Below are 14,718 nucleotides of genomic sequence, written 5' to 3'. Positions count from 1 at the left end.
AGACAGATCGTATCTTGTTCCTTGTGATGGGGGCCACATAGCCTTTTGGTACTTATCCACCTCACGGAGGCCCCCATGCAAGAAAAGCTCTCAACAGCCACGCACGGCCAACCTGCCCAGGCAACCGAGGACCACAACGCCGTGGACCACGAAGCCTGGCTGCAGCCCATCCCCGAATCAGCACGCACGCGCAAGGTATCCGGACAGTTCTGGATCTGGGCGGGTGCCAACCTTGCTCCCATCAACTGGGTGCTGGGGGCACTCGGGATCCAGTTGGGACTCGGACTCGCGGACACCATCACCGTCCTGGTGCTGGGCAACCTGATCGGCATGCTGCTCTTCGGCTGCTTCGTCCTCCTGGGCCAGCGGACCGGAGCCACCGGCATGGTCCTGGCCCGGGCAGCATTCGGACGGCGCGGCAACTACCTGCCGGCCGCCATCCAGGCCCTGCTGGTCATCGGCTGGTGCGCGGTAAACACCTGGATCATCCTGGACCTGGTCATGGCACTCTTCGGAACCCTTGGCTGGGTTGATCCGGAAGCGCCCAACTACGGCTGGAAGATCGGCGTCGCCACCTTCATCATGGCCCTCCAAGTGGCCATCGCCTGGTTCGGCTACAAGGCCATCGCCGCCTTCGAAAAATGGACGGTTCCGCCCACCATCCTCATCCTGGCCGTCATGTCCGCCGTCGCCTGGTTCGGAATGGACATCAACTGGGGCTACGCCGGACCCGCCGGCGCCATCCTGGAAGGCTCCGAGCGCATCGCCGCCATGAGCGCCGTGATGACCGCCATCGGCATCGGCTGGGGCATCACCTGGTTCACCTACGCCGCGGACTACTCCCGCTTCGTCAGCACCAGCGTCCCCAAGAAAAAGGTCTACCTGGCTTCAGTGCTTGGCCAGTTCATCCCCGTGGTGTGGCTCGGCGTCCTGGGCGCCAGCCTGGCCACCAACAGCGGCGAGATCGATCCCGGCAAGCTGATCGTTATGAACTTCGGTGCCATGGCGCTGCCGGTGCTGCTGATGGTGCTCCACGGCCCCATCGCCACGAACATCCTGAACATCTACACCTTCTCGGTTGCCACGCAGGCCCTGGACATCTCCATCAGCCGCCGCAAACTCAACCTGTTCGTCGGCGTCTTCTCGCTCGCCGCCGTCGTCTTCTTCATCTTCCAGGAGGACTTCGCCGCGGTGCTTGACGCCTGGCTGATCGGCCTGGTGGCCTGGGTGGCCGCCTGGGGCGGCATCATGCTGGTGCACTACTTCTGGTTGGAAAAGCGCTGGCCCGGCGGAGCCGATCGTCTGTTCGACGGCGTTGGCACCAAGCGGCTGCCCGGCGTCAACTGGGCGGGCGTCATCTCCCTCGTGGCCGGGATCTTCGCCACGTGGCTGTTCATGTACGGCCTGATCCCCGTCATGCAGGGCCCCATTGCGGTGGCCCTGGGCGGCTGGGACCTGTCCTGGCTCGCCGGCGGCCTGACCAGCGCCGGGGTGTACGCCATCCTCGGCCCGCGCCAGCACATCCGCTACCTCGCCCTGGAGCCCCGCACTGCCGCCCAGGCCCAGCCGGCCGGCAGCCCCGCCCTTCCCGCCCTCTAATTCCTTCGCTTCGCACACCCTGGCGGGCGCCCCGCGCCCGCCAGAAAGGATTTTCCCGTGAACCAGCCCGCCATCGCGGACCCGCTGCACCCCATCATCTGGCCTGAAGGCTACAAGGCCGCCGCGTCCTTCACGTTCGATGTGGACGCCGAGTCCTGCACCATCGCCCACGACCCCACCAGCACCCGGCGCATGTCGCTGATGAGCCACCAGTCCTACGGCCCCAAGATCGCGGTGCCGCGTCTGCTGCAGATTTTGGACCGCCAGGACATCAAGGCCACCTTCTTCATCCCCGGTTTCACCGCTGAGTCCTACCCTGACATTGTGCGGCGGATTGTGGACGGCGGGCACGAGGTGGCCCACCACGGCTACCTGCACGAACCCATGCAGGGCATCGACGCCGCCACCGAGGCCAGCTACATCGACCGTGGGCTGGAAGCCCTGGCCAAAGTCGCAGGTGTCCGGCCGGTGGGCTACCGGGCGCCGTGGTGGGAGCTGAACTGGCACTCTCCGGGACTGCTGGCGGACCGCGGCTTTCTCTACGATTCGAGCCTGCTCGACGGCGACGCCCCCTACCGCTTCGCAGTCGCCGCCGATGACCCACGGGACATTGTGGAGATTCCGGTGGACTGGACCCTGGACGACTGGGAGCAGTACGCGTTCTACCCCGGCGTCACCGGCAGCGGCGTGATCGAGAGCCCGGCGAAGGTGCTGGAGATGTGGACCCTTGAAGCGGAGGCCCACCACTCCCAGGGCAGCTGCTTCGTCCTCACCAACCACCCCTTCATTTCCGGCCGGCCGTCCAAGGCGGTGGCGCTGGAGCAGCTGATCGAGCGGGTCAAAGCGATGGACGGCATGTGGGTCACCACCATGGAACAGATCGCCCTGCACACCAAGGCCACGGTGAACGAGGTCCACACCCACGCACGGATCGACGTGCCGGTATTCCCGGGCGCGGGTGCACAGTTTGAGCCGGCCGTGGTGCGGCAGGGGGTGCTGGCCTAGAGTGGCCGAAGGGGCCGGCGCCGCCGGCCGGGAGGAGTTCCAGCATGGACGTCAAGGACAGCGATATGGAGCAGGAACTTGCTTGGCAGATCCCGCTCTACGAACAGATCCACCGGAACCCGGAGCTTGGCCTTGCGGAACACGCAACATCCGCCGCGGCAGCGGACCTGCTGGCCCGCTGGGGCTTTGACGTCCGGCACTTTGGCCGTACCGGCGTCGTTGGCGTTCTTGCCAACGGCGCCGGTCCCTGCGTCCTGGCCCGGGCGGACATGGACGCCCTCCCCGTCACCGAGGCCACCGGCGCAACCTATGCCTCCGCCAACCCGGGCGTGATGCACGCCTGCGGCCACGACATGCACGTGGTGGCCCTGCTCGGCGCGGCAAAGTACCTGGCTGACCACCGGGACATCTGGCAGGGCACCTACATCGCCCTGTTCCAGCCGGCGGAGGAGACGGCGGCAGGCTCCCAGGCAATGCTCGACGACGGCCTCGCCGCCGGAATTCCGCGGCCGGACATCGCACTGGCGCAGCACGTCATGCCCACCGAGGCAGGAACCATCGGCACTACGCCGGGGCCCGTCCTGTCGGCCGGCGATTCCATCCGGATCACGGTCCACGGCCGCGGAGCCCACGGATCCATGCCGCACAAGGCGGTGGACCCGGTGGTGCTCGCCGCCTCGATCGTCCTGCGGCTGCAGACCGTGGTGTCCCGGGAAACCACGCCGGGGGAGTTCGCGGTGCTGACCGTTGGGTCGCTGAACGCCGGTGCCACCGCCAATATCATCCCGGACCGCGCGGAGCTGCTGCTCAACCTGCGGACCTACAGCATGGCCACCCGCAGCCGGATGATCGCCGCGATCGAGCGGATTGTCCGGGGCGAGTGCGCGGCCGCCGGCTCACCGCAGGAACCCCGGTTCGAGTACTACGACCAGTACCCGCTGACCAGCAACGACCCGGAGGCCAATGCCCGGATCACGGCGGCCTTCACCAACACCTTCGGGGCGGATGCCGTCTACCGCACCGCCCCGCAGACGGCGTCCGAGGATTTCAGCCGGATTCCCGACGCCTTCGGGATCCCCTACGTGTACTGGGTGGTCGGTTCCGTGCCCCGGGATGTTTACCGCCGGGCCGTGGAAGCGGGAACCGTGGACACGGACATCCCCGCCAACCACTCGCCGTTCTTCCTTCCGGCCGTGGACCCCACCCTGCGGACGGCCACCCGGGCGCAGGCCACAGCAGCCTTGGCTTATCTTGGCACCGGCGCCGTCTGACTGGTTGCCGCCATCAAGGACTGCATCTGCGCCGCGGCATCACTCCCGGGCGCCGGCGTGTAGACCACGATGTGCAGGTCCGGCCGGTCCGACGGGGACACCTGGTGGTGCTCCAACTGCAGGACCCCCACGGCGGGGTGGTGGAAGAGGCGCTCGCGGGACTCGAAGCCCAATATGTCGTAGAGGTCCCAGCCCTGCCGGAACTCCGGGCTTGCCTCCTTGAGCCGCTCCACCTGGTACTGGATGTCCGGGTCGCCCAGCCGCTGCCCGGTCTCGGCCCGGAACTCCGCGAGGAACCTTTTGCTGGTGGTCTCCCAGTCCGGCAGCAGGTTCCGGACGTAGGGATCGGTGAAGACCAGCCACAGCAGGTTCCGGTCCGCCGGCGCCACAGCGTCAATGTTGGGGTAGAGGGCCGCATAAGCCCTGTTCCAGCCCGCCACGCCCCAATCGGGGAACAAGGCAAAGGCCGGATTGGGATCCAAAGCATCCATCAGCCGTTGGATATGGGGCGGGGCAGTATCGGCGGCGGGGCCGGCGGGAGCGGCAGATGCATAGCCGCCCAGGGACAGGACATAGCCCAGGCCGGTGCTTGAGAGGTGCAGCGCCCGGCTGACCGCTTCCAGGACCTGGCGGGACGGGCTGATGTCCCTGCCCTGCTCCAGCCAGGTGTACCAGGTGACGCTCACCCCGGAAAGAAAGGCCACCTCCTCGCGCCGCAACCCCCGCTCGCGGCTGCGGCCAATCGGCGGCAGGCCGTAGTCTGCCCGCAGCGCTTGGTCGCGCCGGGCCCGCAGGAAAAGGCCAAGTTCTTTGCGGCGGCCGGGATCACTCATCGGAAAATACTATTACTCTGGTACTCCCACTACTAGTAGCAGCGCTGTCTTCCGTCCGCGTCGCCAAGGCAAGAGGATGGTAAGCATGCCTGCACTCCGCTCTAAAACAGTCACCCACGGCCGCAACATGGCCGGCGCCCGCGCACTGCTGCGCGCCTCCGGCGTCGCCAACTCCGATATCGGCAAGCCGATCATCGCCGTGGCCAACAGCTTCACCGAATTCGTCCCCGGCCACACCCACCTCGCTCCCGTGGGCCGGATCGTCTCCGACGCGATCCTCGCCGCCGGCGCCGTGCCGCGCGAATTCAACACCATCGCCGTGGACGACGGCATCGCCATGGGCCATTCCGGCATGCTCTACTCGCTGCCGTCCCGCGACCTGATCGCCGACTCCGTGGAATACATGGTCAACGCGCACTGCGCCGACGCCCTGGTCTGCATCTCCAACTGCGACAAGATCACTCCCGGCATGCTCATGGCCGCGCTCCGCCTGAACATCCCGGTGGTCTTCGTCTCCGGCGGCCCCATGGAGGCCGGCCGCGTGACCCTGACCGACGGCTCCGTGCGCTCCCTGGACCTGGTGAACGCGATCGCCGACGCCGTGGACGAGTCCATCTCCGACGCCGACATCAACCTCATCGAAGAAAACGCCTGCCCCACCTGCGGGTCCTGCTCCGGCATGTTCACCGCCAACTCGATGAACTGCCTCACCGAGGCCATCGGCCTGTCCCTGCCAGGCAACGGCTCCGTGCTGGCCACCCACACCGCCCGCAAGGCGCTGTACGAGAAGGCCGGCGCCACCGTCGTCGAGCTGGTCAAGCGCTATTACGACGGCGACGACGACTCCGTGCTTCCCCGCTCCATCGCCACCGCCAAGGCCTTTGACAACGCCATGGCCCTGGACATCTCCATGGGCGGCTCCACCAACACCATCCTGCACCTGCTGGCCGCGGCCCAGGAGGCAGGCGTGGATTACGGCCTCGCCGAGATGGACGCCAAGTCCCGCCAGGTGCCCTGCCTGGCCAAGGTGGCACCCAACGTCGCCAAGGACAAGACCTACTACATGGAGGACGTGCACCGTGCCGGCGGCATCCCCGCCCTGCTGGGCGAGCTGAACCGCGGCGGCCTCCTGCACAAGGACGTCCACTCTGTGCACTCCGCCGACCTGGATGGCTGGCTCGACGACTGGGACATCCGCGGCGGCAAGGCCACCGAGGAAGCCAAGGCCCTGTGGCATGCAGCCCCCGGCGGCGTCCGTTCCTCCACCGCCTTCTCCCAGTCGAACGAATGGACGTCCCTGGACACCGACGCCGCCGAAGGCTGCATCCGCGACGTGGAGCACGCCTACTCCAAGGACGGCGGCCTGGCCGTGCTCCGCGGCAACGTGGCCGTCGACGGCGCCGTGGTGAAGACCGCTGGCGTGGACGAATCCATCTGGACCTTCTCCGGCCCGGCCGTGGTCTGCGAATCCCAGGACGAGGCCGTGGAAAAGATCCTGAACAAGCAGGTCAAGGAAGGCGACGTCGTTGTCATCCGCTACGAAGGCCCCAGGGGCGGTCCGGGCATGCAGGAAATGCTGTACCCCACGTCGTTCCTCAAGGGCCGCGGCCTGGGCAAGAAGTGCGCCCTGATCACGGACGGCCGCTTCTCGGGCGGCACCTCCGGCCTCTCCATCGGGCACATCTCACCGGAAGCTGCCTCCGGTGGTGCCATCGCCCTGGTGGAGGACGGCGACATCATCAGCATCAACATCAGCCAGCGGTCAATGGAGCTGGAGGTCTCCGACGAGATCCTCGCCGAACGCCGCGAAAAGCTGGAAGTCAATGGCGGGTACAAGCCCAAGAACCGGGACCGCGAGGTTTCGGCGGCCCTGCGTGCCTACGCAGCCATGGCCCTGTCAGCCGACAAGGGCGCCGTCCGGGACGTGTCCCTGCTCGAGCGGTAACTTCAAACCCCGGCGGAAACGCCAACCCGGGTGGAGGAGGGCAGGTCCTCCGGCCCTCCTCCACCCGGGCCTGCAGCGCCACACTTAAAGGGTCAACAGCCGGCCCAGGGAGGATGTGGTGCGCAGGTTTCCAGCAGCCCTTGTGCTGGTCGCCCTTGCCCTCGCCGGCTGTGCGCAGCAGCAGGATAGCCCGCAGCCGGGCCCGTCAGCGTCCGGGGCTGCCAGCACCTCCGCGACGGCGACAGGCGCGCCGGCCGCGCCAACGCCGTCGAACGTTCCTTCCACCCAGATGCCCACAGCGCCCGGCAACGCCGGGGAACAATGGACCACGTTTACGACGGCGGATGGCACCATGGCGTTCGACCTGCCTGCCGCCTGGAGCGCCAAGGACCCGGCAGGGGAACTGGCCGAAGGCGGCGGGGTGTACGCCGAGGTCCGCAACCAGGTTGGCAAGGTGATGGCGACGCTGCGGACCAACATGGCCATCGGGTCGTCCTGCACGCAGAAGTACCCATATGACGTCCTGGACACGGCGGAGTTGCCAGCCCTGGCACAGGACGGTGCGGCGCCGCAGTTTGCCTTCGAGACCCGGGGGAATGCCGGCACACCGGAACCTCCGGGCGTGCAGGCGGCAGGGTACGGCATCACCTCCGGCCCCATGCCCAGCGGCCCTGACGCCTGCCCCATCCTGCATTTCTTCCACTGGCGGCCGAACAGTGTCATGTTCGGCGCGTTTTACGATCCGGCCAACAACGCAACCCCCGGCGACCCGTCGCTGCCGTATCCCCAACTGGCGAAGAAGTACAGGGAAACCGCTGAGTACGCAGACATCAGGAGGATGATCACCTCGCTCCGGCCTGTTGCCAGGTGAACCGGATACCCGCGCTGGCCAGCCACGACAACGGGCCGAAGGGCCCCATCCGGTGTCATACCGCTCCGGTACCCTTTTCACATGGCGGGCGGAGCGGTTGACTATGGAGCGGAAGTCATCCTGCTCGCCGGGGCCGGCCGCGCCATCCTGCTGCAGCTTGCCAACCCGTCGGTAGGGCGGGGGGTCGCGGAGAACAGCACCTTCGCCCAACGCCCGCTGGACAGGCTCAACAGCACGCTGACCTACGTCTACGGGACTGTGTACGGCAATGAAGAGCAGGCCAATGAGGTCCGCCGCCGGGTCAACCGGGCCCATGCGCCGGTCCGCCGGGCTGGGGATGGATCTTCCGCCGGTTACAGCGCCTTCGACCCCAAACTGCAGTTATGGGTGGCGGCCACGCTGTACGACACCGCCAGGACCGTCATCGAAAAGATTTATGGACCGCTCGACGCCGACACCGCCGACGCCGTGTACCAGCACTACGCCAGGCTCGGCACCGCCTTGCAGCTGCCGCCGGACATGTGGCCGAAAGACCGCGCGGCGTTCGCCCGCTACTGGCAGGAACAGCTCACGTGCCTGTCCGCAGGGGACGGCGCATTGAGTGTTGCCAAGGACCTGCTGCACCCGGCCAACGTCCCGTGGTGGTACCGCGCCATCATGCCCACGGCCAGGTTCCTGACGGCCGGCTTCCTTCCGGCCCCCTTGCGGCAGGACTTCGGCCTCCAGTGGAGCGGCCGGCATGAGCGGCGCTTCCACCGGACCATGCGTGTCCTGGCCTTTGCCTATCCCAAACTGCCGGCACGGCTCCGGCACTCCTACCGGGATTACTGCCTCAATAAGCTCGACCGGGACCTGCGGGGAAACCGCCCGGCAAGCCAACGTCAGGGGATTAGTGCGTAATTCAACTCCAGTGGAGCAGCGGATCGACGAACGCGCCCGCCGCCTCCTGGCTACGTCCCCCGCCGGCGGTGCCAAGGCCAAGCTCACCGAGTTCGTTGTCTTTGGCCTCAAACAAGGGTGGGCCTGCATTTTCGGCGCCACCCTCCTGGCCGTGTTGATGGCGGCCAGGCTCTGGTACCCGGACGGTGCCGGGCTGGCGCGCAACGACTTCCTGACCATCGCCGCCGTCGTAATCCAGGTCCTGATGGTGGCTTTCAGGCTCGAAACCCTTCGCGAACTGCGGGTCATCGTCCTGTTCCACCTGGTGGGGACCGTCATGGAGCTGTTCAAAACGGACATGGGTTCCTGGTCCTACGAGGCCGAAGGCGTCCTGCGCATTGGTGCCGTGCCGCTCTTCAGCGGGTTCATGTACGCCGCCGTTGGCTCCTACATGGTGCGCGTCTACCGGCTCTTCGACCTGAAATTCGCGGCCTACCCCCGCCGCTGGATCACTGCAATCCTCGCCGCAGCGATTTACGCCAACTTCTTCACCCACCACTACATTTGGGATCTGCGTTGGGTGCTGCTTGCCGCCGTCGTGGTGGTCTTTGGCCGGTGCGTGATGCACTTCCGTGTATTCCGCCGGGAATTCCGCATGCCGCTGGTGGTCTCGTTCCTGCTGGTGGCGCTGTTCATCTGGCTCGCGGAGAACATCGCCACGTGGTCCGGAGCCTGGCTGTACCCCAGCCAGCTGGACGGCTGGCATCCCGTGGGCCTGGAGAAACTGGTGGCCTGGTTCCTGCTGATGATCATCTCCGTTGTGCTGGTGGCGTGGGTCTACAAGCCGCAGCCGCCGGAAACAGGCACCACATCACGCCCGGAGGTTTCGCCGGCCGCGGTGCCATAAAGGGGTTCTGCCAAGACCGGTTTCAGCAGGGCCCTCGCTAGGGTTCCGTACTCCCTGTTTCATGGAGGCATGGCCCCCGGAACAACTGTCACCAGGACGCGTGCGCCCCAAGATCCGGCCGGGCAGCACCCGGCCCACTGGGGCGGCGTTTATGCGATGTCGCTGTGCGTGTTCGCCCTGATCGCCTCCGAGTTCATGCCCGTCAGCCTGCTGACGCCGATGGCCGCCGAGCTGCAGGTCTCGGAAGGGATGGTGGGGCAGGGAATCGCCATCTCCGGCCTGTTTGCCGTGCTGACCAGCCTGTCGGTGTCCACGCTGGCCGGCAGCCTGGACCGGAAGACCCTGCTGCTGGGGCTGACGGGTGTCATGGCGGTCTCCGGTGCCCTGGTTGCGATGGCTCCGGGGTACCTGCTTTTCATGATCGGCCGGGCCCTCATCGGGGTGGTCATTGGCGGATTCTGGTCCATGTCGGCGGCCACTGCGATGCGACTCGTGCCCGCCCACCAGGTGCCACGGGCCCTGGCGATCTTCAATGGCGGCAATGCCCTCGCCACGGTCCTGGCCGCACCGCTGGGCAGCTACTTGGGCTCTGTCATCGGCTGGCGCGGGGCGTTCTTTTGCCTGGTGCCGGTGGCGCTGCTCGCCCTGGCCTGGCAGTGGATCAGCCTTCCCGCCATGAAGGGCGGGGCAAGCGCTGCGGGGCCTGGAAGCATCTTCGCGATCTTCAGGGAGCTCAGGAGCGCACCGATCGCATGGGGCATGGCCGCGTGCGGTTCCTTCTTCATGGGCCAGTTCGTCCTGTTCACCTACGTCCGACCGTTCCTGGAGACGGTAACCGGGGTGGACGTGGCCACGGTATCCATGGTCCTGCTGGGGATCGGTGTGGCGGGATTTGCCGGCACGCTGCTGATTGGCCGGTTCCTGGGCAGGAGGCTGTACCGCACGCTGGTCGGCATCCCTGTATTCATGGCGGTCATCGCCGCCGCCCTCGTTCCCACCGGTGGCTCGCTCGCCGCCGTCGTGGTTCTCCTGGGCATGTGGGGCCTGATGTCCACCGCGGCGCCGGTGGGATGGTGGAGCTGGATCGCCAAGGCCATGCCCCACAACGCCGAGGCCGGAGGCGGCCTGATGGTTGCCGTCATCCAAACCTCCATCGCCCTCGGCTCAACGCTGGGCGGAGTCCTGTTCGACTCAGCGGGCTACCGCGGCACCTTCCTGGCCGCTGCCGGAATCCTCGCCGCCGCGGCCGTGCTGGCAGTCCTGACGTCCAGGGTGACGAAAGGGGCCGGAAGATGAGCTCCCGGTCCATGGCGTCAAAGCCGCGAACCGGGTCCACCGGGGATACCCCGAAAAGCCTTCGCGGCATCACGGTGACTGCCTTCTCCTTTCTTGCCGTGTTTGCTGCGGGGTCGGCAGCCATTCCCCTTTTTGCCACGTATCGAACTGAAAATGGCGTGACGGACAGCGAACTGTCACTGGTTGCCGTGGGGTACTTCCTCTGCGCGGTGTCTTCCTTGTTGATGCTGGGCCGGCTGTCTGATTTCCTGGGGCGCAAGCCTGTCTCGGTCGCGGCGCTTCTCACCGCTGCCCTGGGGTGTGCAGTGTTGATGGGGGTCAATGGTTTCTGGCCGCTGCTGGCCGGCCGTGCCCTTCAGGGGGTCGCCGCCGGCTTGGCCTCAAGTGCTTTGGCCGCGTTCATTGTTGACTGCGCCCCTTCGCGCCCCAAGTGGATTGTTCCTGCCCTGACCACGGCGGGTTCCACGGTGGGACTGTCACTGGGCGTGTTCGTTTCGGGAGCGCTCGTGCAGTACGGCCCGTTCCCACGGCAGCTCCCGTACGCGGTCCTCGGGGCCGTCCTGGTTGTGTGCGCGGTGCTTTTGCTGGTGGTCCAGGAGACCGTTCACCGCCGCCCCGGAGCCGTGGCCTCGCTGCGCCCCAACCTCAAGATGCCCGCGAAGGCCCGGCCCTACCTGCTGGTGGCCTCATTCGTCTTTGTGTCCACCTGGGCCGTGGGGGGCTTCTTCAACGCCTTTGGCCCGTCAGTGCCGGTGGACTACCTGGGCTCGTCCGCCCCGCTGGTTGCCGCGGCGGTCTTTGCCTCCTACATGGTTCCCAGTGCGATAGGCGGCCCGCTGGCGGGACGCATGCCCGTCATTGCCGCGCAACGCCTGGGCATGAGCGCTTTCGCCGTGGCCGTTATCGGTCTGGCCGCTGCCACAGCGATCGGTTCGGCTGCCCTCTTCATCGGTTGCGGGATCCTGGGCGGGGCAGGCATGGGCCGGGCAATGAACGGCAGCATGGCGTCCCTGCTTTCCAGGGCGAACGCGGCGGAACGGGCGGGTGTGCTGTCCCTGATCTATGCCATTTCCTACACGGGTTCGGCCTTGCCGGCGCTGGTGGTGGGACAACTCAGCCATGTCATCTCCCTGCTCGTGATCACGTGCGGGTACGCGGGACTGGGGGTCCTGGCCTGGGTTGCCACCCTGCTGGGCACGAGGCCGGCCGACAGATTTTCCAGTAACCCCAACTAACAGGAGGAACACGTGAAATTCACCAAGAGCGGAGGCCAGACCGGCGCCGGACCGGCCGATTGGTTCACCGGGGCAGTGCAGATCGACGGGATCCGGAACCCCGACGGGCAGTCGGCCATCGGCTGCGCGCACGTCCGGTTCGCCCCCGGTGCCCGCACCGCCTGGCACCATCACCCCAAGGGCCAGACCCTTTACGTGACCGACGGGATCGGGCTGGTGGCCCGGCGCGGCGGTGAAGTCCAGGAGATCCGCCCCGGTGATGTGGTGTACATCGAGCCGGGCGAGGAGCACTGGCACGGGGCAAGCCCGGAACGGTTCATGGCACACATCGCCATGCAGGAAGCCGACGGGAACGGCCAGGTGGTCACGTGGCTTGACCACGTCACAGACGAGGAGTACGGCGCCTAACCACCCAGCCCAGTAAGAAGGTGGGCGGACGACGGCGGGAGGTCCCGCCGTCGTCCGCCACCCTTTTTGCCGGTTAGGTCAGTCCTCGTAGGTGTTGGCGATGTAGACATCGCACGGGGCGTTGTGCGCCACGCTGTTGGCCACGCTGCCCAGGAGCCGGCCGATGCCGCGCATCCTGCGGTTGCCCACCACGATCACGCGGGCATCCAGGCGGACGGCCTCCTTGATGAGGGAATCGGCGGGCTTGCCACGGGCAGCGAAGTGGGTGATCTCCACTCCAGGCCGTGACCCTGCAAGGGACTTCGCCACGATTTCGGAACTGTCCGCGTTGGAGATCCGCACCTTGTCGGAGCCAACTCCAAAGGTTTCGGCGTTCTCCATTTCAAAGGCGGTCACCACATGGAGTGACGCTCCCAGCGACTGGGCCAGGTCCAGCGCCACCTCCGCAGCCTTCCGTGCCGACTGGCTGGCATCCACACCTACTACAACTACATTGGCCATGCGCTCGCTCCTTCGTTTAGTCCTGGCATTCAGTCCACCTGCCAGTCTAGGGACTACCCGCATAATGCACGTGTAACCATAGGTTCTGAAAGCGGGCCGCGGGGTGGACGGGAAACCGCGGATGCTGATTGGGGGAAACATGGGTGAGCTGGCCAGACAGGCTTCGCATGGCCTGGCGGGCCTGCCGCCGGTTTACGTTGACGTTCAGGACAAATCCGGCTTGCCGGGTGCCGGCACCACCACACTGTTGAACACGGGCCTCACCGAAGCCGAGGCGCTCGTTGCCGCAGAACCGGCGCCAGCCCTGTTCGCTACCGCGCGCCAGCAACGAAGGCATGCGATCCTGGGTCTCAGCTGGTTCGTGCCGTGGCTTATTGCCGGCGGCCTGTTCAGCGCATATGTCAACGCGGAACGGGACGGCCAACTGGAGGATGCCGGAGCGGCGCTGGTATGGCTCGCCGTTTTGGTTCCGTGCGGCATCGCATTCGGCCTCTACCGGCGGTGGAGGAACCGGCAGCGCTGGAAAGATTACGAACAGCGGCACAAGGCCTGGGTGGCGCGGTTCATCGACAACTGGCCGCTCCGGGAGCGGCTGATCGACGTCGATGCCATCCCTGATGTGTGGCAACGTGTCAGCACCCGGACCATGGCGGACACGTTGGAGGCGGACCGGAAGACCGTACTGGTGCAGGGAGCCTCCCCTGAGGACGCCGCAGCCAGGTTGGCCGAAGCCTTGGCAGCCATAAACGCCTGGGCGCGCGCGGCGTGGTCGGACCCGGCTTTGCATCAGGCTGCCCAGGTTGCCGTTGACCGTTTCGGCGAGCAGGCCGGACGGCGGCGGGATGACGCTGAGCCGCCCGGGCCGCCGTCGAAACTTGCCTAGCCTCCCCGCTTGAAGGGCAGCTGTTCCGCCAAAACTTCGTGATGCACCCGAACCACCGCCCAGGGCCGGGCCGGTTACTGTGTTCCCACCTTTGCCTGCGCCGTTTCCACAATGTTTTCGGTGACCGCCCACGACGCCAGGAGCTTGAGGGCTTCGGCGGATGGGCTGCCGGGGGTTGCGGGATAAACGGTCAGGGTATGTCCGGGGTCCTCTTCCAGGCCGAGGACCTGGTAGTTCAGCTCGAGCAGGCCAACCACGGGATGCTGGAAGAACTTGGTCCCGGCGTAGTGGCGGCGGACGTTATGGGCGGCCCACAAGGTGCGGAACTCGTCGCTGCGCATGGACAGTTCGCCGATGAGTTCGGCGATGCCTTTGTCGTGCGGGCTGCGGCCGGCCTCCCGCCGGAGGATGGCCACGTTGGTGTTGGCCGCCCGGTCCCAGTCCGTGTAGAAATTGTGGGCGCGGGGGTCCAGGAAGATGAACCGGGAGTGGTTGGCCGGCCGTGACGGGTTGCGGTACATGTCCGAGTAGAGGGCGTAGCCCAGGGTGTTGGCGGCCACGATGTCCAGGCGGTTGTTGCCGATGAAGGCCGGTGCGTCCGTGATGGCGTCCAGGAGGTACTGTAGCTCCGGCCGGACCTTTGCAGGGACTGCAGCCCCCGCGCTCGCCGCCCGTTTGCGGCCCGACGTGTTGGCCGCCCGGGCCAGGTCATAGAGGTGGTCATGCTCGGCACGGTCCAGTTCCAGTGCGCCGGCAATGGCGTCCAGGACACTGTCGGAAACACCGCTGAGGTTTCCCCGTTCCAGGCGCGTGTAGTAGTCCACGCTGACGCCGGCCAGGCGGGCCACTTCCTCGCGCCGCAGCCCCGGTACCCTGCGGCGGCCGCCGTACGGTTCGATGCCTGCCTGCTCCGGGGTGATGCGCCCACGGCGGGAGGACAGAAACTGCCGGACCTCGGCTCGGTTATCCATAAGGAAAACGTTACGACGGTCGGCGCAATGCTAAGGAGGTACTGCCAGAACCAGTTTCAGCAGGACCCTCGCTAACGGTTCACGGGCCGGGTTTGATGGGATTGTCCGCTTTCA

General features: G+C 66.7%; 14 protein-coding genes. 11 read left to right on the top strand and 3 right to left on the bottom strand.

What is annotated here, in order from left to right:
- Positions 1-75: 75 nt before the first annotated feature.
- Genes ACIGJD_RS17410 through ACIGJD_RS17400 form a run of 3 tightly spaced genes read left to right on the top strand, consistent with a single transcriptional unit; the run spans position 76 to position 3,875 of the window.
- Positions 76-1,599, top strand: coding sequence for a purine-cytosine permease family protein (locus ACIGJD_RS17410; RefSeq protein WP_483687262.1), 1,524 nt, complete (start codon positions 76-78; stop codon positions 1,597-1,599).
- Positions 1,600-1,656: 57 nt separating this feature from the next.
- Entirely contained in the window at positions 1,657-2,604 is a 948-nt protein-coding gene (locus ACIGJD_RS17405) for a polysaccharide deacetylase family protein (protein ID WP_483687261.1), read from the top strand.
- A 44-nt stretch (positions 2,605-2,648) separates the two neighbouring features.
- Positions 2,649-3,875 carry an amidohydrolase gene (locus ACIGJD_RS17400; protein ID WP_483687260.1) on the top strand — a complete coding sequence of 409 codons (1,227 nt, stop codon included), beginning with the start codon at positions 2,649-2,651 and terminating at the stop codon, positions 3,873-3,875.
- On the opposite strand, the gene ACIGJD_RS17395 is transcribed toward ACIGJD_RS17400, so the two are convergent.
- Positions 3,851-4,708, bottom strand: a complete 858-nt coding sequence (locus ACIGJD_RS17395) for a helix-turn-helix transcriptional regulator (protein ID WP_483687259.1) — start codon at positions 4,706-4,708, stop codon at positions 3,851-3,853. The two genes, ACIGJD_RS17400 and ACIGJD_RS17395, sit on opposite strands and share 25 nt — an antisense overlap.
- Before the next feature lie 85 nt (positions 4,709-4,793).
- On the opposite strand from ACIGJD_RS17395, the gene ilvD reads away from it, so the two are divergent.
- The 7 genes from ilvD (at position 4,794) to ACIGJD_RS17360 (ending at position 12,249) form a co-directional block, all read left to right on the top strand.
- On the top strand, positions 4,794-6,653 hold the full coding sequence (ilvD, locus tag ACIGJD_RS17390) for a dihydroxy-acid dehydratase (protein ID WP_483687258.1): 1,860 nt from the start codon (positions 4,794-4,796) through the stop codon (positions 6,651-6,653).
- A 118-nt stretch (positions 6,654-6,771) separates the two neighbouring features.
- Complete coding sequence (locus ACIGJD_RS17385; protein ID WP_483687257.1) at positions 6,772-7,524, top strand: hypothetical protein; 753 nt, start codon at positions 6,772-6,774, stop codon at positions 7,522-7,524.
- An 81-nt stretch (positions 7,525-7,605) separates the two neighbouring features.
- Positions 7,606-8,424, top strand: a complete 819-nt coding sequence (locus ACIGJD_RS17380; protein WP_483687256.1) for an oxygenase MpaB family protein — start codon at positions 7,606-7,608, stop codon at positions 8,422-8,424.
- Positions 8,417-9,310, top strand: coding sequence for a DUF817 domain-containing protein (locus ACIGJD_RS17375; RefSeq protein ID WP_483687255.1), 894 nt, complete (start codon positions 8,417-8,419; stop codon positions 9,308-9,310). The genes ACIGJD_RS17380 and ACIGJD_RS17375 overlap by 8 nt, the downstream gene beginning before the upstream one ends.
- Before the next feature lie 69 nt (positions 9,311-9,379).
- On the top strand, positions 9,380-10,606 hold the full coding sequence (locus ACIGJD_RS17370) for an MFS transporter (RefSeq protein WP_483687254.1): 1,227 nt from the start codon (positions 9,380-9,382) through the stop codon (positions 10,604-10,606).
- A complete protein-coding gene (locus tag ACIGJD_RS17365; protein ID WP_483687253.1) occupies positions 10,603-11,841 on the top strand; it encodes an MFS transporter in 1,239 nt (412 codons plus the stop codon). The genes ACIGJD_RS17370 and ACIGJD_RS17365 overlap by 4 nt, the downstream gene beginning before the upstream one ends.
- Before the next feature lie 12 nt (positions 11,842-11,853).
- A complete protein-coding gene (locus tag ACIGJD_RS17360) occupies positions 11,854-12,249 on the top strand; it encodes a (R)-mandelonitrile lyase (protein ID WP_483687252.1) in 396 nt (131 codons plus the stop codon).
- A gap of 78 nt (positions 12,250-12,327) precedes the next feature.
- Here the strand turns inward: ACIGJD_RS17360 and ACIGJD_RS17355 are convergent, their stop codons facing one another.
- The gene (locus tag ACIGJD_RS17355; RefSeq protein WP_142132557.1) at positions 12,328-12,750 is read right to left on the bottom strand and encodes a universal stress protein; all 423 of its coding nucleotides are present in this window, start codon (positions 12,748-12,750) and stop codon (positions 12,328-12,330) included.
- 121 nt (positions 12,751-12,871) lie between these two features.
- On the opposite strand from ACIGJD_RS17355, the gene ACIGJD_RS17350 reads away from it, so the two are divergent.
- Complete coding sequence (locus ACIGJD_RS17350) at positions 12,872-13,633, top strand: hypothetical protein (RefSeq protein ID WP_483687251.1); 762 nt, start codon at positions 12,872-12,874, stop codon at positions 13,631-13,633.
- 74 nt (positions 13,634-13,707) lie between these two features.
- Here the strand turns inward: ACIGJD_RS17350 and ACIGJD_RS17345 are convergent, their stop codons facing one another.
- Positions 13,708-14,604 (bottom strand): helix-turn-helix transcriptional regulator, encoded by an 897-nt coding sequence (locus ACIGJD_RS17345; protein ID WP_483687250.1) that lies wholly within the window; start codon positions 14,602-14,604, stop codon positions 13,708-13,710.
- Positions 14,605-14,718: the final 114 nt, after the last annotated feature.

It is taken from the genome of Arthrobacter sp. E1SS-5 (genome assembly GCF_057073715.1).
The sequence above is the reverse complement of the archived record's forward strand: the minus strand, read 5'-3'. Positions and strand labels throughout refer to the sequence as shown.